The organism is Streptomyces sp. NBC_00873 (assembly GCF_045207415.1).
In the GTDB taxonomy this organism is placed as follows: Bacteria; Actinomycetota; Actinomycetes; order Streptomycetales; family Streptomycetaceae; genus Streptomyces.
Map to the genome: position 1 here is coordinate 7,725,958 of NZ_CP108803.1, position 19,187 is coordinate 7,745,144.

Annotated in this window: 19 protein-coding genes; 8 read left to right on the top strand and 11 right to left on the bottom strand. The window is 69.8% G+C overall.

Annotated elements, in window-relative coordinates; translation table 11 throughout:
* Positions 1 to 330: 330 nt before the first annotated feature.
* Positions 331 to 1,026 carry a hypothetical protein gene (locus OH809_RS35710; protein ID WP_406417325.1) on the bottom strand — a complete coding sequence of 232 codons (696 nt, stop codon included), beginning with the start codon at positions 1,024 to 1,026 and terminating at the stop codon, positions 331 to 333.
* An 872-nt stretch (positions 1,027 to 1,898) separates the two neighbouring features.
* Here OH809_RS35710 and OH809_RS35715 point away from each other — a divergent pair.
* From OH809_RS35715 to OH809_RS35725, 3 genes are read left to right on the top strand one after another with little or no spacing between them, the layout of a single operon-like run.
* A complete protein-coding gene (locus OH809_RS35715) occupies positions 1,899 to 2,408 on the top strand; it encodes a sigma-70 family RNA polymerase sigma factor (RefSeq protein WP_406417323.1) in 510 nt (169 codons plus the stop codon).
* A complete protein-coding gene (locus OH809_RS35720; RefSeq protein WP_406417322.1) occupies positions 2,405 to 3,097 on the top strand; it encodes an anti-sigma factor family protein in 693 nt (230 codons plus the stop codon). Before OH809_RS35715 ends, OH809_RS35720 begins: the two co-directional genes overlap by 4 nt.
* A 38-nt stretch (positions 3,098 to 3,135) precedes the next feature.
* Complete coding sequence (locus OH809_RS35725; protein WP_406417320.1) at positions 3,136 to 4,314, top strand: hypothetical protein; 1,179 nt, start codon at positions 3,136 to 3,138, stop codon at positions 4,312 to 4,314.
* On the opposite strand, the gene OH809_RS35730 is transcribed toward OH809_RS35725, so the two are convergent.
* Positions 4,251 to 6,968 carry an FG-GAP-like repeat-containing protein gene (locus OH809_RS35730; RefSeq protein WP_406417319.1) on the bottom strand — a complete coding sequence of 906 codons (2,718 nt, stop codon included), beginning with the start codon at positions 6,966 to 6,968 and terminating at the stop codon, positions 4,251 to 4,253. The two genes, OH809_RS35725 and OH809_RS35730, sit on opposite strands and share 64 nt — an antisense overlap.
* 860 nt (positions 6,969 to 7,828) lie before the next feature.
* Between OH809_RS35730 and OH809_RS35735 the strand changes: the two genes are divergently transcribed.
* From OH809_RS35735 to OH809_RS35745, 3 genes are all read left to right on the top strand, one after another.
* The gene (locus tag OH809_RS35735; RefSeq protein ID WP_406417318.1) at positions 7,829 to 8,263 is read left to right on the top strand and encodes a hypothetical protein; all 435 of its coding nucleotides are present in this window, start codon (positions 7,829 to 7,831) and stop codon (positions 8,261 to 8,263) included.
* Between the two features lie 178 nt (positions 8,264 to 8,441).
* Complete coding sequence (locus OH809_RS35740; protein WP_406417316.1) at positions 8,442 to 9,068, top strand: RNA polymerase sigma factor; 627 nt, start codon at positions 8,442 to 8,444, stop codon at positions 9,066 to 9,068.
* Positions 9,069 to 9,133: 65 nt separating this feature from the next.
* Entirely contained in the window at positions 9,134 to 9,826 is a 693-nt protein-coding gene (locus tag OH809_RS35745; protein ID WP_406417314.1) for a hypothetical protein, read from the top strand.
* 75 nt (positions 9,827 to 9,901) lie between these two features.
* On the opposite strand, the gene OH809_RS35750 is transcribed toward OH809_RS35745, so the two are convergent.
* The 5 genes from OH809_RS35750 to OH809_RS35770 all read right to left on the bottom strand — a co-directional run bounded on the left by OH809_RS35750 (position 9,902) and on the right by OH809_RS35770 (position 14,335).
* Entirely contained in the window at positions 9,902 to 10,744 is an 843-nt protein-coding gene (locus OH809_RS35750; RefSeq protein WP_406417312.1) for an SGNH/GDSL hydrolase family protein, read from the bottom strand.
* 127 nt (positions 10,745 to 10,871) lie between these two features.
* On the bottom strand, positions 10,872 to 11,891 hold the full coding sequence (locus tag OH809_RS35755; RefSeq protein ID WP_406417311.1) for a hemolysin family protein: 1,020 nt from the start codon (positions 11,889 to 11,891) through the stop codon (positions 10,872 to 10,874).
* Positions 11,888 to 13,225, bottom strand: coding sequence for a hemolysin family protein (locus OH809_RS35760; RefSeq protein ID WP_406417310.1), 1,338 nt, complete (start codon positions 13,223 to 13,225; stop codon positions 11,888 to 11,890). Before OH809_RS35760 ends, OH809_RS35755 begins: the two co-directional genes overlap by 4 nt.
* 196 nt (positions 13,226 to 13,421) lie before the next feature.
* On the bottom strand, positions 13,422 to 13,847 hold the full coding sequence (locus tag OH809_RS35765) for a GNAT family N-acetyltransferase (RefSeq protein ID WP_406417308.1): 426 nt from the start codon (positions 13,845 to 13,847) through the stop codon (positions 13,422 to 13,424).
* Positions 13,848 to 13,900: 53 nt separating this feature from the next.
* The gene (locus tag OH809_RS35770; protein WP_406417307.1) at positions 13,901 to 14,335 is read right to left on the bottom strand and encodes a hypothetical protein; all 435 of its coding nucleotides are present in this window, start codon (positions 14,333 to 14,335) and stop codon (positions 13,901 to 13,903) included.
* Between the two features lie 151 nt (positions 14,336 to 14,486).
* Here OH809_RS35770 and OH809_RS35775 point away from each other — a divergent pair, with 151 nt between their 5' ends.
* The gene (locus tag OH809_RS35775) at positions 14,487 to 14,714 is read left to right on the top strand and encodes a hypothetical protein (protein WP_024493431.1); all 228 of its coding nucleotides are present in this window, start codon (positions 14,487 to 14,489) and stop codon (positions 14,712 to 14,714) included.
* On the top strand, positions 14,711 to 15,082 hold the full coding sequence (locus OH809_RS35780) for a fic family toxin-antitoxin system, toxin component (RefSeq protein WP_406417305.1): 372 nt from the start codon (positions 14,711 to 14,713) through the stop codon (positions 15,080 to 15,082). Before OH809_RS35775 ends, OH809_RS35780 begins: the two co-directional genes overlap by 4 nt.
* Positions 15,083 to 15,125: 43 nt before the next feature.
* Here OH809_RS35780 and OH809_RS35785 read toward each other — a convergent pair whose 3' ends face one another.
* The 4 genes from OH809_RS35785 to bioB form a co-directional block, all read right to left on the bottom strand.
* Positions 15,126 to 15,809, bottom strand: coding sequence for a class I SAM-dependent methyltransferase (locus OH809_RS35785; RefSeq protein ID WP_406417304.1), 684 nt, complete (start codon positions 15,807 to 15,809; stop codon positions 15,126 to 15,128).
* A 140-nt stretch (positions 15,810 to 15,949) separates the two neighbouring features.
* Positions 15,950 to 16,645 (bottom strand): dethiobiotin synthase, encoded by a 696-nt coding sequence (bioD, locus tag OH809_RS35790; protein WP_406417303.1) that lies wholly within the window; start codon positions 16,643 to 16,645, stop codon positions 15,950 to 15,952.
* A 1-nt stretch (position 16,646) separates the two neighbouring features.
* Positions 16,647 to 17,951, bottom strand: a complete 1,305-nt coding sequence (locus OH809_RS35795) for an adenosylmethionine--8-amino-7-oxononanoate transaminase (protein WP_406417301.1) — start codon at positions 17,949 to 17,951, stop codon at positions 16,647 to 16,649.
* Complete coding sequence (gene bioB, locus OH809_RS35800; protein WP_406424796.1) at positions 17,944 to 19,128, bottom strand: biotin synthase BioB; 1,185 nt, start codon at positions 19,126 to 19,128, stop codon at positions 17,944 to 17,946. Before bioB ends, OH809_RS35795 begins: the two co-directional genes overlap by 8 nt.
* Positions 19,129 to 19,187 lie beyond the last annotated feature (59 nt).

Genomic DNA, 19,187 nt, shown 5'->3' on the forward strand with positions numbered 1-19,187 from the left:
GCCTTGGCCCGGGAACCTGCGGAGCACGGTGGCGTGTCGGACCGGACGTCCTGCCCGCGGATAGGGATGCCACTGCGGGCAGGGGCGGTCTTCGGCGTGGCCGGGCGTGCGCCGACAATGATGTATCCGGGGAACTGGCGAGCCCAGGAAGTGCCCAGGCATGTCTGCAGCCGAGTGACGGGTGTCCGCAGGGGACCACGTACGGAGCAGCAGACGAAGACGGGCGAGACGGCATCGTCGTCGCTCCGTCTCATCAGCACCAGCGCGCACGGCGGCGCACGCGCAGGCGTTCACCTGCCCAGCGGCGGCGCCCTCCTGACCTGGCGGGGATCAGGCGGGGTCGGCGTTGATGTGGAAGGGGACGGTGACGATGTTGGAGGCGACGCCCATCAGACCCAGGTCCTTGGCGTCGATCTTCCCATCGCCGTTGAGGTCCTTCACGACGCCGGGTGCGTCGTTGTAGATGCCGTCGTGGTTGAGGTCGTCGACGACGGCCACGGTCAGGGTGGTGTCGACATTCTGCCCTGCGATGGGGGCGCCGACGATCCAGGTGTCCCACAGTTCGGTCTTGTGCGGGGTGCGGTTGGTGACGCCGGCGAGGTTGAACAGGTTGGCCAGGTTGGTGCCGGGCCCGGAGAAGCCGGGGAGGGTGCTGTTGGTGGTGGAGTCCAGTACGACCAGTCCAGGGATCTTGTCGTCCTGGCCGGTGGAGAACGTGCCGGGGAAGGGGGCGACGTTGTTGTGCGTGGCCGGGCCGGTGAGCTGGAGCCCGTTGAAGCCGGTCTGGGCCAGGGTCTTGCCCCGGAAGGAGAGCTTCAGGTCCACGAACCAGCCCTTGCCCTCCACGCCCGCGTTGTCCCCCTGCTTGGGCGCGAAGACCTCCACCTTGACCGGGTGCGTATTGGTGGAGGCGGACGTGTCCGGGCTCGAGGCGTTCGCGCTGGACAGCCCGGAGGCCGCGACGCCCAGGCCGATGATCATGGCCGCACCCGCGCCGAGGGCCCAGCCTTGCTTCTTCTTCCTCATGACTTGTTCTCCTGAGTGTTGGGAGGCTTGCGGTCATGTGTACGACCACCTGCGGCACCCGGTTCAGCCCGCGGGTCGACTGGTCATGCTTTGTTGGGTGGCGCGCGCCGGACGCTGGTCACGGTCGTGTTCCGGCGGCTCTTTGTCCGTGTGGTTCCGGACGAGCAGGTCGGGCTCCCGCAGGGCGACCCGGGCGACGGACTCAGCGTCGATAGGGTCGGATTTGCCCCGCTCGCGGACGGAGCGCCGGGCGCCACCCATCAGCCGGGGTCGCGCTCGCCGGCATCGGCCTCGGCATCGGCATCGGCATCGGCATCGGCATCGGCCAGGCGGATCCAGCCGGGCAGGGCCTCGGGATGCACGCCCAACTCGGGCGCCAGACGCTTGATCTGGGGCTTTGGCTCGATGGTGCGTTACATTCGCACCGCACGCTCACGCAACTCCACGGATACTGGGATCGTCCGGCGTCTGTCAAGGCTGCGGGGACGAGGATGCCGTCCAGCGCGCCCGTGGTCTCAACGTCGGCTCCGTGTCAGCACTCCCGTGCACACCCCTGCTGCAAAGAGCGCCGACGGGCCTTCGCTCCAACGGACGGCGAGAACCGGAGTTCGTCCGCTGCCTGCGGGTGAACTTGAACCGCCAACTCGTCGTATACGTAGCCGCAAGGGCACACGATCAGTGCCTCAGGACACAAGAAACCGCATGTCGCAGCCGTCCTCGAAGACGGCGCAGCCGGTGCGGTCAGGTATGGAAGTGAGTCGGATGGATCGGATCTGGTTCCGCGCCTCCCGGGGCGCGGACTGTCCACCGCCTGCAGCCCGGGCCCGGCGATGCTCCAAGCGACCCCAGCCTGCGAGACGAGGACATCGAGCGTGACGCCGGACGAGCAGTTGATGACTGCGTTGTACACCGAGCACCACGATGTGCTGCTCTCCTTCGTGCGCAGGTACGTGCGCAGTCCTGAGCAGGCGGAGGACGTCGTGCAGGAGACGCTGCTGCGGGCGTGGCGCAGCATCGACAAGATCGAGCCACGCCAGGTCACCATCCGCTCCTATCTCTTTACGATCGCCCGCAACGTGCTCACCGACGGCTGGCGCGCTGAGCAGCGGCGTCCGGAACCGCTCTACGACAACGAGGCACTCGCGGCTGTACCTTCTGCCGATGATGTGGAGGCGGCGCTGGAGGGGCACGTGATCACCGCAGCGTTGGAACGCTTGTCCAGCGAGCATCGTGACGTGATCCAGGCGCTGTACTTCGAGGGGCTGACCGTCGCCGAGTCCGCGTCACGGCTCACGATCCCGGAGGGAACGGTCAAGTCCCGTGCCTACTACGCCGTACGCAACCTGCGCGCAGCCTTTGAAGAAATGGGAGTTCTACGGTGAGCACCGACCACGATGACGTGCGCATGCTGATCGGCGCGTATGTGCTGGGCGGTCTCAGCGAGACCGACCGCCGCGTCCTGGAGTCCCACCTGCCCACGTGCCAGGAATGCCGTGACGAGCTCGCGCGCTCGGCCCCGCTGGCGGGACTGCTCCGCCGTGCCCCGGGCATGTCCGCGCCCCGTCCCCAGGCCACGCGCGAGGACGACACCGATGCGGCGCCCCCGGCTTCGTCGGCCGGGCTCGACCGTCTGCTGGAGCAGGTCCGCGCCGCCGATGTCGCACGCAGGCGTCGGGCTCGTTGGCAGTGGCTGGCATTGGCTGCGGCTCTGATCGTGGTTGCCGGGCTCGGACTGGGATCGACCCTGCCGTTCCGGCACTCGACCGGCCCGGCCACGGCCTTCACCTCGGCCGCCGGGTACTCCGTGTCCGGCCGTGCCACGCTCACGGCCAAGCCCTGGGGCACTGCGGTGAGCGTCACCCTGGCCGACCTGCCCGCAGGAGCACCAGGACCCTTCATCCTCCAGGTCTCCTCGGTAGACGGCCGCAAGGAACAGGCGGCCACCTGGGCGATCACTCCCAACGGCAGCGCCGCCGTGACGGGGGCGAGTGCTCTGCACCTTCCCGACATCCAATCCATCTCCGTGATGGACCATGCGGGACGCCTGGTCGCCACGACCCGACCACTCTGACCTGCCTCGACGGCTCCCAGCCCACCGACCCGATCCTGTTGATCGACGGCCCCAACACCAAGCGGCTGCAGGCGTTGCTTGCCGCCGGGCCGCTGGAGCTGCGGGTGAACGGCACCAGGGCCAGCAAGTACAGCTACCTGACCTACCATCAGGTCAGTGGCCGGGTCCCGGCCGGCATCCAGTGGACGGACCGGACCGCAGACCTCGCCAAGGTCCACACCACCCTCTGGTCGCCGGGGTATCCGAACGACGTCAAGGGACTGTACGGCTTTGTCCAGCTGGACAGCCTGGTCAGGCTGCAGCTGTACACCGTGCTGCGCTCGCCTGCCGACACCGATCTGTACCTGACCCCGGGCGTGCCGTGGACCACGGGGACGTTCCACATCCTCGACGCTCAGAGCAACGCGGTCGGCACGCAGTACACCGACCCCACCGAGTACCAGGCCGGGCACACCTACGCCGACGGGTGGCTCAAGGGCCCGTTCGGCCCCTCGCTCTCCGTGCGCGGGGCAGACGGCAACCCCCAGGTGGCCCGCACCGGCAACGACCTGTCGGTCAACCTGCCGATGTTCTCCGACGCCGCCGGGCACCGCTCCGAGTGGATGCCGAGCAAGGACACCGGCAGCACCGTACTGACCCAGGACGACGGCACCCCCATCTCGGCTGACGGCCCCACTCCTGACCGCGGCCCGCCGCCCGGGTACCCGGGCGGCGGGCCGTCCCATGCTGCCGCCCGACAAGGTCGTCGTCGTGCACTGCGACCTGGGCGACACCTCCGATTGGCCCGGCGTGCGCGAGCTCGCCCAGCGCCAGGCCGAGCGGTACGGCCTGCGCTTCGTCGCCATCGGCTCCGAGGGCGGCCTGCTCGGCCTGGTCGAGGAGCGGGGCATGTTCCCCGACGCCGCCCGCCGGCTCTGCGCAGTTATCTGCACCAACTGGTGGTTTCTGCAGGCCGGCGCCGTGGTCCGGTTTGTGGCTTACGACAAACGCGGCCGCTCGTGCGAGAGGGGCCGTCCCGCAGCGGTTGGGTCGAGGGACCGGGTCGGTTGCCACAGACCGAAGGTGACGAGGCGGTGGCCGCGCCCACGCATGTCCGGAGCCCCTCGGGTGAGGCCGAGGGGCTCCAGGGTCCGTGTGCGGGAGAGGACGGGAGTTACGGGGCCAGGTTCAGCCCGATCCGGATCCCTGTGGATGAACCGAGTGCCGACACCCCGTAATAGAGGCCGGTGCCGGTGTCGATGCCCGCGGTGCTGGTGTTGTCTATCTGCAGGATCGTGCCGTTGTTGGCGTCCTCGCCGTCCGCGCCGATCGCGATGTCCGCCCGGGAGTAGCCGGAGAGATCGGTGAGCGACACGGACGAGCCGAGCCGGTCGTTCGGCTCGGTGGAGCCGGGGATGCCGGTGGTGTCCTGGCTGTATCCGACAGCCCCGGTGCCGGTGGGACCGGTGGCGGAGCCGCGGATCAGGAAGACCTGTCCGGCGTTGCTCTGGTTGACGCCGCCGCGGGTGATGTCCTCGCCCGGGGCACCGGTGAGGATGTCGCCGTACCCGTCGAGGTTGACGTCGCCGATGGAGACGGACGCCCCCATGTCGTCGCCGGTCTCGCCGCCGCCCGGTACGCCGGTGGTGTCCTGATGGATCGTCTTGCGGCCGGTCGAGGTCAGGCCGGTCGTCGAACCGAAGACCGCAGTGACGGCGCCGCCCTTGGCGGTATGCCCGGACTCGGTGGCGGAGGGCTGGCCGACCGCGAGGTCGGTCGCACCGTCGCCGTTGATGTCACCGGCGGCCAGCGAACGTCCGCCCCGGGCGTCGAGGACGCCGACCCGCTGGAGACCGGTGGCGGAACCCTTCAGCCACAGCAGGCGTCCGACGCCGCTCGGGTCGCGGTAGCCGACGGCGGTGTCCGCGTAGCCGTCCTTGTTGAAGTCGCCGGTGACCGCGGCCGCGTAACTCACCGCGGCGGTGTAGGCGGCGCTGTTCAGGTAACCGGACTTGGCTGCGCCGGTCCTGCCGTCCCAGGCCCACCAGCGGCCGGGCTTGCCCGGGGCCACGGAGAAGATGTCGGCCTTGCCGTCGGCGTTGAAGTCGCCCGAGGTGACGGTCGTACCGAGCTTCTCGCCGCCGATCCGCCCGGATGATGTGACCGAGTAGCCCTTGCCGGTCGTGAGGCCGGGACCGTACATCACAACGACCGTGCCGTTGTCGGCCTGGGTGATGTCCTCGCCGGGCCCGCCGACGACCAGATCGGCGTACCCGTCGCCGTTGATGTCGCCCCAGGCGTTGGACGAGCCGAACTGGTCGCCCGCCTCGGAGCTGCCGGGCACGCCCGCACTGTTCTGGTTCAGCGTCCGCTTCGCCGCCGAGTTCGGGCCGTCCTCGGTGCCGGGCAGCACGGTGACGCTTCCGTCGCTGCTCGCCGCCTTCGGGAGGCCGACGATCAGGTCGGTGATGCCGTCCCGGTTGAAGTCGGTGGTCGGGATCGCGGCGTTGCGGGTGCCGTTGGTGGCGTACGTCCGGATGGCACCGAGCCTGGAGTACAGGTACGTGCCGGGGCACTTGGTGGCGTACCCGTCGCGGTGTCCGGCGATGGTGCTGAACGTGACGTCACCGTCGGGCGCGGTGTTGCCGTCGGCATCGGTGACGAGGCGGGTCAGCGTCACCTTGGCGGTGGGGCTGACGCCGTACTGACCGAGCTTCCAGGCGGCGATGCGGGCCGCGGACTGCAGCGCGGCCGGAGTCGGCTTGCCCGTCTCGAAGTTGCCGAGCAGCGAAATGCCCGTCGAGTAGGAGTTGAAGCCATACGTGTGGGCGCCCTTGACCGGCAGGTCGACGCCGCCGGCGCGGCCCTCGAAGATCTGGCCGCACTTGTCGACCAGGAAGTTGTAGCCGATGTCGTTCCAGCCGTCGGTCTTCACGTGGTACGTCATGATCGCGCGGACCATCGCGGCCGAGTCGCCGCAGCTGTAGTTGTTCGTGTCGACGGTGTGGTGGATGAAGACCGCCTGCACCTTGTCGATGTACTCGGGCGGGTCCTCGACCAGCGACTCGTCGGCTCCCCACTGGGCACGGCTGATGACCGGCGGCCGGTTGACCGTCGACGGCGGCGCTGTGGGTATGGGAGTGGGGGTGCCCGTGTCCGTGGGCGTCGCGGTGATGGACTCCGTCGGGGTGCCGGTGGCCGTCTCCGTCGGGGTGAGGGCAGTGGTCTCCGTCGGAGAGGCGGCGTCCGTGGCCGACTGCGTTCCGGGACCGGTCGGCGTGGCGGTGTCGGTGGGAGCGCCGGCGGTGTCCGACGTCGTGGGTGTCGGGGTCCCCTCCAGTGCGAACGCCGCATTCTCAGGACCGCCGGGTGCGAGGGTCGCCCCCGCAGGGTTCTTGGACTCGGCCTTGCTGACACCTGGGTCGACCATGTGCAGTTTGAGGCCCTTCGGCAGCGCCTTGCCCTGCCGCCCCGACCCCACCCTCACCTGTACGGCGTCCGACGCTCCGACCCACAGCGGCTCGGTGGCGCGGTGCGCGGCAGCCTGCTCCCGCCCGTCCGGTCCGTCGGGGGACACCTCCAGCTCGCGCCAGGAGGACCATGTGCCGTTGTCGGCCGACCGCGTACGGACCTGAGCGGTGGCGTCCGCCTTCGCCGCTCCGTCCCATCCGATGCCGATCAGTGAGAACGGTTCCGTGCTGGTGGTCGGCAACTGCCGCTCCTTGGCGGTGCCGCCGCTGATCGCGAGCGACCGCAGCGTCGCCGGACGCTCCTCCGGGCCCTTGGAACCGGCCGGGCCGCCGGACGGATTCGCGATGGCGACCGTCACCACTCCGGCCCCGCCGAGAACGACGGCGCCGACGGTCAGCCATGCGCGGCGTTTCAGGCTCATCGGTCTGTACGCATGCGACGTGCGTGGACTCAAATGCCCCACTCCTCGGAGAAGTTTGCTGGAGGCACACCCGTCACATAGGCGGCCTGGTGTACCCAGCGCACGGAGGTGTCGAAACGTCACACAGCTCGGACTCGTGTGGCGTACGTCACGGTTTTGAGTGGTGGCTGCAGGTGCGGTGATGGGGTGGCCAGGCCGCCCGTGGCCGAGTCGGTGATGATTTGTCCGAAATATTCGCGGGCGTGCATGTCGGCGACGGGCTGATGTATGACCGCGTCGCTCTCGCCGTCCCGCCTTCTCCCCGTCTCTCTTGCCGGCGGCCGGGACGCCCACTTCACCTGTCCCCGGAGGAGTGCACCGTGCTGCCCTTTCCCGAAAGATATCCACCACCATGGCCGTTACCGGCGTCATGCTCCTGCGTCGGCCTGCGGCCGGCAGGATCACGGCGCCTCTGCCGCAGATGCCGTGCCGAGTTCCCGGAGCGAGGGTACGAAGGCGCCGAACGCGTCCCACTCTCCCAGCAGTTCCGCTTCGGCCTCCGCCTCTGCGTCCCCTTCCGGGCCGGCCTCCGCCTCTGCGTCCCCTTCCGGGCCGGCCTCCGTCTCTGCGTCCGCGTCCGCCTCTGTATCCGTGAAGCCGTCCGGCAGCCGTTCGGCATCCGCCGGGCGGGACGGGGACGGATGCGGATGGCGGTACGGGGGCGGATTCCGCCCATCCGCGTATCGCCATCGGCTGATGCGGTGGGGCCCGCAGACGTGTGAGAGGGGCGGTTGGTTGTATGACTGGCTGGAACTCGCCGTATGGGAACAGACACGTCCGATACCCGTGATGCTCTCCGGCCGTCCGTCGCTGGGGCAGGCATGGATAGTGATCTTGAGAAGCTCCCTGTGGCGTCGGAAATGCGGGCCTATGTCACCTGCTTTGTCGCTCAGTTGACCGAGCGGAACCGGCTGCCGCTCGACTACTCCGTGGTCAGCCTGCGGCTCGTCGACCTGATCGTCGACGGGCTGCGGCGCAGCCGGCCGGAGCGGGGACAGGTCGAGCCCTTTCTGCGGGGGCTGGGCGCGTACACCGGTGAAGTCATGGTGCGCCGGGCCGGCGGCCGGTGGGTGGACCTCGACGGCGGCCAGCGGGAGTTGTTCGGACAGCCGGCGGGCGTTCGCATGCCCGACGGGCGGGTCTGGAACCCGATCGGGACGGTGGCGAACCGATTCGAGTCGGCGTCGGAGGAGTCGCTCCAGCGCTTCTACCTGTTGCTGCACGGGCGCGCCCGCCGCCCCGTCGCCGCCCTGTGACCTGAGCGGATCCGGACTTGCGCAGCGGATTGCCCTCGCATCGTGAACCCCCTGGCTGTGACATTTCTGTGTGCCGTCACGCAGAGGTAGTTGAGGGGTGTACGGGCCGAGGGGCGAGGGCCCGGTGAGCCGTGTCGGGGCGGTATACGTCGGACGAAGTCGGTACGAAGAGGAAAGTGTGGCCGAGGGCGGAGAACAGCGCCGTGGGGAGATGGACGACGTCGAGCTCGGCGTCGCGGTGGAGCGGGCTCAGCAAGGTGACGAGGAAGCCTTCACCGTGGCGTACCGGCTCGTCCATCCCGGGCTGCTCGGCTACGTACGGGGACTGGTCGGCGATGACGGCGAGGACGTGGCCTCCGACGCCTGGCTGGAGATATCCCGTGACCTCGGACGGTTCCGTGGGGACGGGGCGGGGTTTCGTGGCTGGACTGCGACGATCGCCCGGCACCGGGCGCTGGACCACTTGCGCAAGCAGCGACGGCGGCCGCGCACCGCGTTTCTGGAGCAGGACATCCTCGAACTGCCGGACAGTCAGGACACCGCCGGTTCCGCCCTGGAGACGCTCTCCACCCAGCAGGCGCTCGCACTCATCCGCGGGTTGCCGCGGGAGCAGGCGGAAGCCGTTCTGCTGCGTGTCGTCGTCGGCCTCGACGGTCCCGCGGCGGCGCGGGTGCTCGGCAAGCGTGCGGGCGCCGTACGCACCTCCGCCTACCGTGGACTGAAGAGACTGGCCGAGCATCTGGCCTCAGCAGGGTCAGGCAGTGTGACGTCTGCGTCACGCCGCACGCTGAGAGATGAGACATGAGAGAAGAATCGCCACGGGCGACCGATGCGTCGGTATCCCCCGAAGTGGCCGCTTTGCTGGCAGCCGTGCAACGTTCCGGTGAGGCCGGCCCCGTAGCCGAGCAGCGGGCGCTCGATGCCTTCCGGGCGGCGCGCGACGAGGGGGCACTCGCCCCCGTGTCGCCGCTGCGGCGTCGCAGACGCGACGACTGGCGACCGGTCGAGCGGCTGCGCGTCGTCCGCTCGGCGCGGGCGATGATCGCCGGCTTCGCGGCCGCGGCGACGCTCGGCGGGGTCGCGGTGGCCGCGGGTTCGGGTGCGATGCCGACGCCGTTCGATGACGATGGGCGCGACCGGACGCGTCCCGCACACCCCACGAGGAGTGCCTCCACCGCACCCGATGCGCCCGGCAGCCCCCAGTCAGGTGCGCCGACTCCCGCCGCAGGCCGTACACAACAGGGGCCGACGGATCCACCGGGTGCCGGTCGCTCCGCCGGCCACCCGGACCAGGCACAGGACGACGAGGCGCACTGCCATGCGTACCGCCTGGTTCAGGGCAAGGGAAAGGCCACGGACGCTACAGCCTTCGACCGCCTGGAGGCTGCGGCCGGCGGTGCATCGGCGGTGCCGGGCTACTGCGACGGGCTTCTCGGTCCCCAGACATCGAAGGAGAAGGACCGGACCGACAAGGGGAAGCCGGAGGTACCGGACCCTGGGCAGACCTCGGAATCGGTGAAGGGCACCCGGAACGGCGCCCACAGCGACTCCACCGCACGCTGAAAGCAGGGCTTTTGGCCAACGCTGCGAGCGGGCGTGCTGGGCGGTGCGACGGGGCAAAGCTTGCCGGGAAGGGCACTAGCAGACGCCGTCCACACGGCGCCACGTCGCGACCGGGCCCGGGGCGAGGGCGTCCTCGGGGGTGACCCAGAATGCCTTCCCCAGCTCGGCGCTGAACTGGGCGCCGGTCCGTCCGTCCCCGGACGACCGGCCGGTCAGACGCCGCCCTATCCACGGCGCCAGATGCTGCCGCGCGAAGCGTAGGTCGTCGACGCGCCGTATCGCCCACCGCGGGGGCACTGCGATGGGGAGTGGCGTCCGCCAGGCGTGCTCCGGTGGCAGTCCGAGCGTCTGCCAGACTGCCTCGGCGACCCTGCGGTGTCCCTCGGCCGTCAGATGCAGCCGGTCGACGTCCCATAGCCGGGGATCGCCGAGTGCCGGTGCCCCGTACAGATCGACGACCAACGCACCGTGGCGGTCCGCCAACTCGTCGACCAGGGCGAACAGCTCCTCCATGCGGGGGCGGAAGCGCTCCATGACCGGTCCGTTGCGGCCGGGACTGCGCATCAGCACGAGCTTCTTGCACGACGGCGCGAGGCGTTCCACGGCTTCTTCCAGCTGACCGCGCACCATGCCCATGTCGCACTTGGGCCGCAGAGTGTCGTTGAGACCGCCGACCAGCGTGACGACGTCCGGCTGCATGGCGGCGGCCGCATCGACCTGCTCGGCCACGATCTGGCGGATCAGCTTCCCGCGTACGGCGAGATTCGCGTACCGGAACCCGGGGGTGCGGGCGGCGAGCCGGCCCGCGAGGACATCGGCCCAGCCGCGGTACGAGCCGTCGGGCAGCAGGTCCGACATGCCCTCGGTGAATGAGTCGCCGACCGCGACAAGACTGGTGTAGGAGGCATTCATTTCCATGGCCGGGCGATCGTATCGCGGTGGGGTCCGGCCCCTTCCGGGCGACGCCGCCCCCGCGGCCGGTGGCGGGGCAGTTGCTGAGGGCCGGCCGGGCGTGTACCCCCGCCGCGTACCCCCGGTCCGTCCGTCAGCGTGCCTGCGCCCGTCCGACCAGCTCGCGCAGCACATCCTCCATCGTGACCATGCCGGCGAGCCTGTCGTCCTCGTCGAGCACTGCCGCCAGATGCGTACGGCTCCGGCGCATCGCGGTCAACACGTCGTCGAGGGGCGTCGCCGCCCGCACCCGGGCGATCGGCCGCATCGCCGTGACCGGGAACGGCACATCACGCGGCGCGGCGTCCAGGGCGTCCTTCACATGGAGGTACCCGAGGATCCGCTGCTCGCTGTCCATTACCGGGAAGCGCGAGAATCCGGTCTCGGCCGAGAGCCGTTCCAGCTCCTCCGGCGTCGTCCCGACCCTGGAGTGGACCACCTGCTCGACCGGCAGCACGACATCCCGTACCGGGCGACGGCCCAGCTCCAGTGCGTGGTGCAGCCGCTCGGCGGCGCGGTCGTCGACCAGGCCGGCGTCACCGGCGTCCTGCACCAGCCGGGCCAGCTCGTCGTCGGAGAACGTCGAGGACACCTCGTCCTTCGTCTCCACCCGCAGCAGCTTCAGCAGGGTGTTGGCGAAGGCGTTGACCGTGAAGATCACCGGGCGCAGCGCCCTGGCAAAGGTGACCAGCGGCGGACCGAGCAACAGCACGGTCCGTACCGGCTCGGCCAGGGCGACGTTCTTCGGCACCATCTCGCCGAGCAGCATGTGCAGATACGTCGCCAAGGACAGCGCGATCACGAACGAGATCGGATGGACCAGTCCGTGCGGCACACCCACCACGTCGAAGACCGGCTCCAGCAGATGCGCGATGGCCGGTTCGGCGACGATACCGAGGACCAGCGTGCAGAGCGTGATGCCGAGCTGCGCCGCCGCGAGGAGCGCCGACACATGTTCCAGGCCCCAGATGACGCTTCGCGCACGCCGGTTCCCGGCCTCCGCCTGGGGCTCGATCTGGCTGCGGCGCACGGAGATCAGCGCGAACTCCGCGCCGACGAAGAATGCGTTGACGACCAGGGTCAACAGACCGATGAGGAGCTGGACGGCAGTCATCGTCCGGCCTCCGTCTCGTCGTCGGAGCCGGGCAGCGGTGCGTGCAGCAGTGCCCGTGCGGCGCGGCGCCCGGAGGCGTCCACGACGTCGAGCCGCCAGCCGGCCAGCTCGACGGAGTCACCGACGACAGGGATCCGGCCGACTTCCGTGGCGATCAGTCCGGCGAGCGTCTCGTACGGTCCGTCCGGCACCCGCAGTCCGATCGTCCACAACTGATCCATGCGGGCGGCGCCGTCGGCCGACCACAGGGTGCGCCCGTCGGCGTCCTCACCGGACGGTGCGAGGTCCGGCGTCTCGTGCGGGTCGTGCTCGTCGCGCACCTCGCCGACGACCTCCTCGACGATGTCCTCCAGCGTCACGACACCGGCCGTGCCGCCGTACTCGTCGATGACGACGGCCATCGGGAACTTGCTGGACAGCCTGTCGAGCAGCCGGTCCACCGTGAGGCTCTCCGGTACGAGCAGGGGCTCGCGCAAAATCTCCGACACGCGCTTGCGGTACCTCTCCTCGGCCGGGATCGCCAGGACGTCCTTGATGTGCGCGACACCGACGACGGTGTCGAGGCTGCCCCGGTAGACGGGGAACCGGGACAGTCCGGTCGCCCGGGTGGCATTGGCGACGTCCTCGGCGGTCGCCTGCACCTCCAGCGCGGTGACCTGCACCCGCGGGGTCATCACGTTCTCCGCGGTCAGTTCGGGCAGATTGAGGGTACGGACGAACAGCTCCGCGGTGTCCGCCTCCAGCGCGCCCGCCTTGGCCGAGTGGCGGGCGAGCGCCACCAGTTCCTGCGGGCTGCGGGCGGAGGCCAGCTCCTCCGCCGGTTCGAGACCGAAGCGGCGCACGGTCCGGTTGGCCGTGTTGTTGAGGTGGCTGATGAAGGGCCGGAAGATCGCGGTGAAGGCGCGCTGGGGGGTGGCCACGGCCTTCGCCACGGCGAGCGGCGAGGAGATCGCCCAGTTCTTCGGGACGAGTTCGCCGACGACCATCAGGAAGACCGTGGACAGTGCCGTTCCGAGTACCAGTGCCAGCGAGGACGAGACGCTCGGGGACAGCCCGGTGGCCTCCACCGGGCCGCGGATCAGCTTCGCGATCGACGGTTCGGAGAGCATGCCGACGACCAGATTGGTGACGGTGATGCCGAGCTGTGCGCCGGAGAGCTGGAAGGTGAGACTGCGCACCGCCTTCATGGCGCTCGCCGCGCCCCGTTCACCCCGCTCCACGGCCCGTTCGAGCTGGCTGCGCTCGACCGTGGTCAGAGAGAACTCGGCGGCGACGAAGGCACCGCAGGCCAGCGAGAGCAGGACCGCCACGAGCAGCAGAAGCACTTCGGTCATCGGTTCACCTCCGTCCCATGATCGGGCAGGGGCAGGAGGCTCGCCTGGTGTCGGCGATGTCGGCTACTGGGAGGCTCGCCCATGGGCGGACGCTCACACCTTTCGGAAGGGGGCGGTGCTACGGACACCCATGGTAAAGGACCGGTAAAGTTACGCCGCGTGTGGGTGATCTCTGCGATTGTCCCAGCCCCCGGTCTCAGTCCTTGAGGTGCTTCACCCAACGGCTCCACTGCGGCTCGGGCGCATATCCCGCCGCGTGCCAGGCGTGGTGCGCGAGCTCGTTGCGGTTCAGCACCATTGCATCGCCGCGCCGTCCGCCCAGCTGTACGAATCGTTCCTCCGCCGCCGTGAGCAGCGCCCGGCCGACGCCCTGCCGCCGCTGGTCCGGATGGACCGCGAGCCGATAGAGGTGGCACCGCCAGCCGTCGAAGCCTGCGATCACGGTTCCGGCGAGCTCGCCGGAACGTTCCGCGAGGATGAGGGCTCCGGGGTCGTGGGCGACCAGCCGTTCGATGCCGTCCCGGTCGTCGCTGATGCCGGTGCCTTCCGCCGCCACTTTCCAGAAGGCGAGGACGGCGTCGAGGTCGGCCGGTGCTGCTGCGCGGATTGCGAGATCATTCATGTCCGTACCCCATCACCGGGCCGCCGCACCGTCGAACGAATTCCGCCATGCGGTCAGCTCCCCGCGAGTTCCTGGAGGACCGGGGCGAACGCCTCCATGTTCGGCTCCAGCACCGCCAGGTAGGAGAAGCCGTAGCGCTCCCGCTGTTCTCTGAGCTGTTCGGCCATCTGCCGGACCGTGCCCATCGTGAACAGCGGCAGGGCCAGCGCCTGGTCCTCGTCGAGGTGAGGTGTCTTCGGCAGCACTTCGCGCACGGCCGCACGACGGTCGTGGGTGGCGCGGACGTGCTGGATCAGCAGATTCAGTTCGGCCGGGCTCTCCCGTCCTGCGGCGAATCGCCGGTAGGCGGCGACGCGCCCGTCGAGCTGCTCGGCGGTGAGGGGCGTGAGCGTGCCGTTCCGGTCGCCGACGGCCCCGGTGAACGCGCCGAGTTCCTCCGCGCGGCGGCACCGGGCGCGCCACTCGTGCCCACCTGTCGGCGTCAGCATGTTTACCCCGAATTGAAACGGCCTTGCCATGAACTCTCCTTGCGTCGGGACATTCGATGGACAGTCCACCTACTCTGCCAAGGGTGAGCCGCATCCGTTTGCCGAATCGCTCCCCTTGCCGGTGCTAGCAATCCCGCGCTAGCTTGGTCGTGTGCCCAAGACTCAGCTGAACGTACGAGTGGACGAGGCCACCGCCGAGGCCGCGCGGCAGCGCGCGCTGCAGAGGGGGATGAGCGTGAACCGCTACATAGAGGAGCTCGTCAAACAGGATGCGGGCGAAGTCGGACACACCTTTGTCGAAGCCGCTGCCGACTTCATGAAGCAGTACGAGTCGGTGTTCGCCGAGGAGTTCGGCCCGGAGCGCAAAGGTAACCGTTGAACCTCAGGATCGACCTTTCCTGGCTGCTCATGGTCGCCGAGCACAAGACGCCCGGTGACCCGCAGGTCGTCGACTGGGGTGCGCTCGTCGCCGCGGTCGCCCGTCATGAGGCGGAGATCTTCGGCAGCCCCGTCTACAGCGATCCGCACACCAGGGCTGCCGCGCTCCTGCAGTTGCTCCTCCATGTCCCCGCGCTCGAACACTCCAACGCGATGTTCGGCTCGGCCGTCGCGTACGGCTACCTCGTCGCCTCCGGGCTGAAGGTCATCACCTCGCCCGAGCAGGTGCGCGACCTGGCCCGGCTGGTCAAGGAGGGCAAGGCCGACGTCCGGGCCATCGCCGACGAACTGCGTCAGTGGAGTCTGTGAATCCTTTTGTGTGAGATTCCTGGAATGCCACCTTCTGTACGCCTCAGGAGGCGTCCACCACGGTCGTCCGGCGGGCCACGCCCAGCACGCACGCAGAGGTGGGGAGCCGGATCCCCCAGTCCGGCATTCTCACCTTGCGGTACGTCTCCACCACGAACCCGGCCTCCTCGATCGCGGTGAGCGTGTCCCGCGCCGTATGACACCCGCCGCCCAGCAGCGGCCACACCGTGCGGTCCAGTGCCCGCTGCACCGTCGCCATGGCGCGGTCATCGGCCCGCACATGCTCGAAGAAGCGCAGCTCCCCGCCGGGACGCAGCACCCGCTCGATCTCCGCGAGCGACCGCTCGACATTCCGTACGGTGCACAGCACCAGTGACGCGACGGCCCCGTCGAACGCCTCGCTCTTCACTGGCAGCGCCTCCGCGGCACCCGGCACGACATCCACCGGAATACCGGCACGCAGCGCGGACCGTACCGCCAACTGCCGCAGGGCGCGCTCGGGTTCGATAGCCACCACTTCGGAGACGGCGGGCGGATAGTGGGCGAAGTTCAGGCCGTTGCCCACGCCGATCTCGATGATGCGTCCGGACAGGCCGGCGAGCAGTTCCGAGCGAATGGCCGCCATCCCGGCCCTGGTCTCCGCCGCCACACTCATGCGGGCGTAGAACCGGGCGAAGACCGGGTGGTGCACCGCGTCCTTCGGGATCTTCGTGCTCCGCAGATGCATGACGGACCTCCTCGACAGGACCGGCTGCACGGGACGGCTCGGTCGGGCGGGGCCGCCCGACCGGAACTGCCCGACGTGAGAAACCCGGCCGGCAAAGTACGGCTACTTTGATTCTGCCCCGTCCTGGGCCACTCAGCCGCTCACTCGGCGGTCCGGTTCCCGCCCAACTCCGCGGTCAGCCAACTCGCCGCCCGGGCACGGAATTCGGCGGGTGCGAGGGCGCCCGCGCCCGCCGGTACGATGCCCAGCAGCGGCGCGCCCGCCACCACCGGCAGATCGTCGAGATTGCAGCGCGCGGCCAGATCCGGTTCGGCGGGCATGCTGCCCACGACCACGCCCAGGCACTCCAGCCCGCGCGCCCGCAGCGCCTCCGAGGTCAGCGCGGTGGAATTGAGCGTGCCGAGCCCGGCGGGTGCCACGACCAGGACCGGAGCGCCGAGCAGCCGTGCCGCGTCCGCGAGCGTGGCGCCTTCGTCGTCGAACCGTACGAGCAGCCCTCCCGCGCCCTCGACCAGCACCAGATCGTGCTCGGTGGCGAGCTTCTCGGCCGCCTCCGCGATCTGTTCCGGGCGCACGGGCGCCAGGCCCGCCCGCCGCGCGGCGGTGTCCGGCGCCAACGGCTCGGGGAACCGGGCCAGTTCGAGGCCGGTCACCGCCTCGCCGGCAAGCCTGCGCACCTCGAAGACATCGCCCGGCTCCCCCGGCGCAACACCCGTCTGGGCAGGCTTGAGCACGGCCACCGAACACCCGGCGGCAACCGCCACCGCGGCCACGGCCGCCGTGACGACCGTCTTGCCGATCTCCGTACCCGTACCGCTCACCATCAGTACCGACATCTCAGCCCTCCCGCGCCGCCGCGCACACCGCACGGCAGATTCGCGCCAGATCATCCTCGCCCGTCACGTACGGCGGCATCGTGTAGATCAGGTCCCGGAACGGGCGCAGCCACACGCCCTCACGGACCGCGGCCTCGGTGGCCGCCGCCATGTTCACGTCGTGATCGAGCTGTACGACACCGATGGCGCCCAGAACGCGTACATCCCGTACACCTGCGATCGCACGGGCCCCGGCCAGGCCCCCCAGCAACCCCGCTTCCAGGCGCTTGACCTCCTGCTGCCAGTCCTGGCCGAGCAGCAGATCGATCGAGGCGAGGGCCACCGATGCGGCCAGCGGATTGCCCATGAAGGTCGGCCCGTGCGCAAGCACCGGGACCTTGCCGCGCGAGATACCGTCCGCCACCCGTGAGGTGCAGAGGGTTGCCGCCATCGTCAGATAGCCGCCGGTCAGCGCCTTGCCGACGCACATCACGTCGGGGGAGACCCCGGCGTGCCCGGCGGCGAACAGCTTCCCCGTACGCCCGAAACCGGTCGCGATCTCGTCGAACACCAACAGCACGTCATGGGCGTCGCACGCCTCGCGCAGCACCCGCAGATAGCCGGGGGAGTGGAACCGCATCCCGCCCGCACCCTGCACCACCGGCTCCACGATCACCGCGGCCAGCTCATCGGCATGCTGCGCGATCAGCCCCCGCAGATGCTGTACGTACGTCTCATCCGGTTCCTCGTCGAAACCGCCCGGCGGCTCGTCGGCGAAGACCTGCCGGGGCAGCACCCCCGACCACAGCTCATGCATGCCGCCCTCGGGGTCGCAGACCGACATCGGCTGCCAGGTGTCCCCGTGGTAGCCGCCGCGCCAGGTCAGCAGCCGCTGTTTGGCGGGCTTTCCGGTCGAGTTCCAGTACTGCAGACACATCTTCACCGCGACCTCGACCGACACCGAACCCGAGTCGGCGAGGAAGACATGGCGCAGCGGCTCCGGTGTGATCTCGACCAGCCTGGCGGCCAGGCGCACGGCGGGCTCATGGGTGAGCCCGCCGAACATCACATGGCTCATCCGGTCCAGCTGGCCACGCGCCGCCTCATTGAGCACCGGGTGGTTGTAGCCGTGCACCGCCGACCACCAGGACGACATGCCGTCGACCAACTCGCTCTGCCCGTGGGCCGGTTCGGCGAGCCGGAGACGTACTCCGGACGCGGACTCCACCACCAGCGGCTCCTGCCGGCCCGGCATCGGGCCGTACGGATGCCAGACGTGGTCCCGGTCCAGGGTCCGCAGTTCGGCCGGGGAGAGGGGCTCAGGCATTGGGTGCGAGATCCGTTCCCGCGCCACGACGGCGGACCGCCACCAGATCCGTACGCGCGCCCGGCACCCCGGCCTCGGCGTCCCCCGGCTCGTCGGCCACGTCACCGCAGGGCGCACAGCCCCCCGCGTGCGAGCCGCAGCCGCCACCGGTCTCCGCCTCGGCCGTCGCGTCCGTACGGTGCCGGGGCAGCGTCGTCGTACCCGCGCCCTCCACCTCGAAACCGGCGTCCGCGATCATGTCCAGATCCGCCTGTCCCGCCTGGCCCTCACTGGTCAGATAGTCGCCCAGGAAGATCGAGTTGACCAGGTGCAGGGCGAGCGGCTGCATCGAGCGCAGATGTACTTCGCGGCCGCCCGCGAGCCGGACCTCGACATCCGGGCAGACGAACCGGACCATCGCCAGAATGCGCAGACAGCGCTGCGGGGTGAGGTTCCACTCCTTGGCGAGCGGGGTTCCCTCGAACGGGATCAGGAAGTTCACCGGAACCGAGTCCGGGTCCAGCTCGCGCAGCGAGAAGACGACGTCGACCAGATCCGCGTCGCTCTCACCCATCCCGGCGATCAGCCCGGAGCACGCCGAGAGTCCCGCGGCCTGCGCCTGCTGGACGGTCTCCACCCGGTCCGCATAGGTGTGGGTGGTGGTGATGTCCCCGTACGTCCCCTCGGACGTATTGAGGTTGTGGTTGTACGCGTCGGCGCCCGCGGAACGCAGCCGATCGGCCTGCCCGGCGGAGAGCAGACCGAGGCAGGCGCACACCTCGACGCCCTCGTTCTGCTCCTTGATCGCCTCGATCGTCTGCGACACCCGGTCGACGTCCCGGTCCGTCGGACCGCGGCCGCTCGCCACCAGACAGACACGCTTCGCGCCGCCCGCCACCCCGGCGGCGGCGGCCTTCGACGCCTCGTCCGGTTTCAGCCAGGTGTACTTGAGGATCTCGGCCTTCGAGCCGAGCCGCTGCGAGCAGTACGAACAGTCCTCGGGGCAGAGCCCGGACTTGAGATTGACCAGATAGTTCAGCTTCACCCGCCGGCCGAACCACTGACGGCGCACCTTTCCGGCCGCGGCCACCACTTCGAGCAGGTCGTCGTCCGAGGTCGCCAGCACGGCGAGCGCTTCTTCGCGGGTCGGCAGCTCGCGCCGCAGCCCCTTGTCCACCAACGTGTTCAGGAGGTCCATGGTCATGATCCTGGCTTACGGCACCGCCCGCAGCCAAGGAGGAACCGGACAACAGAGCC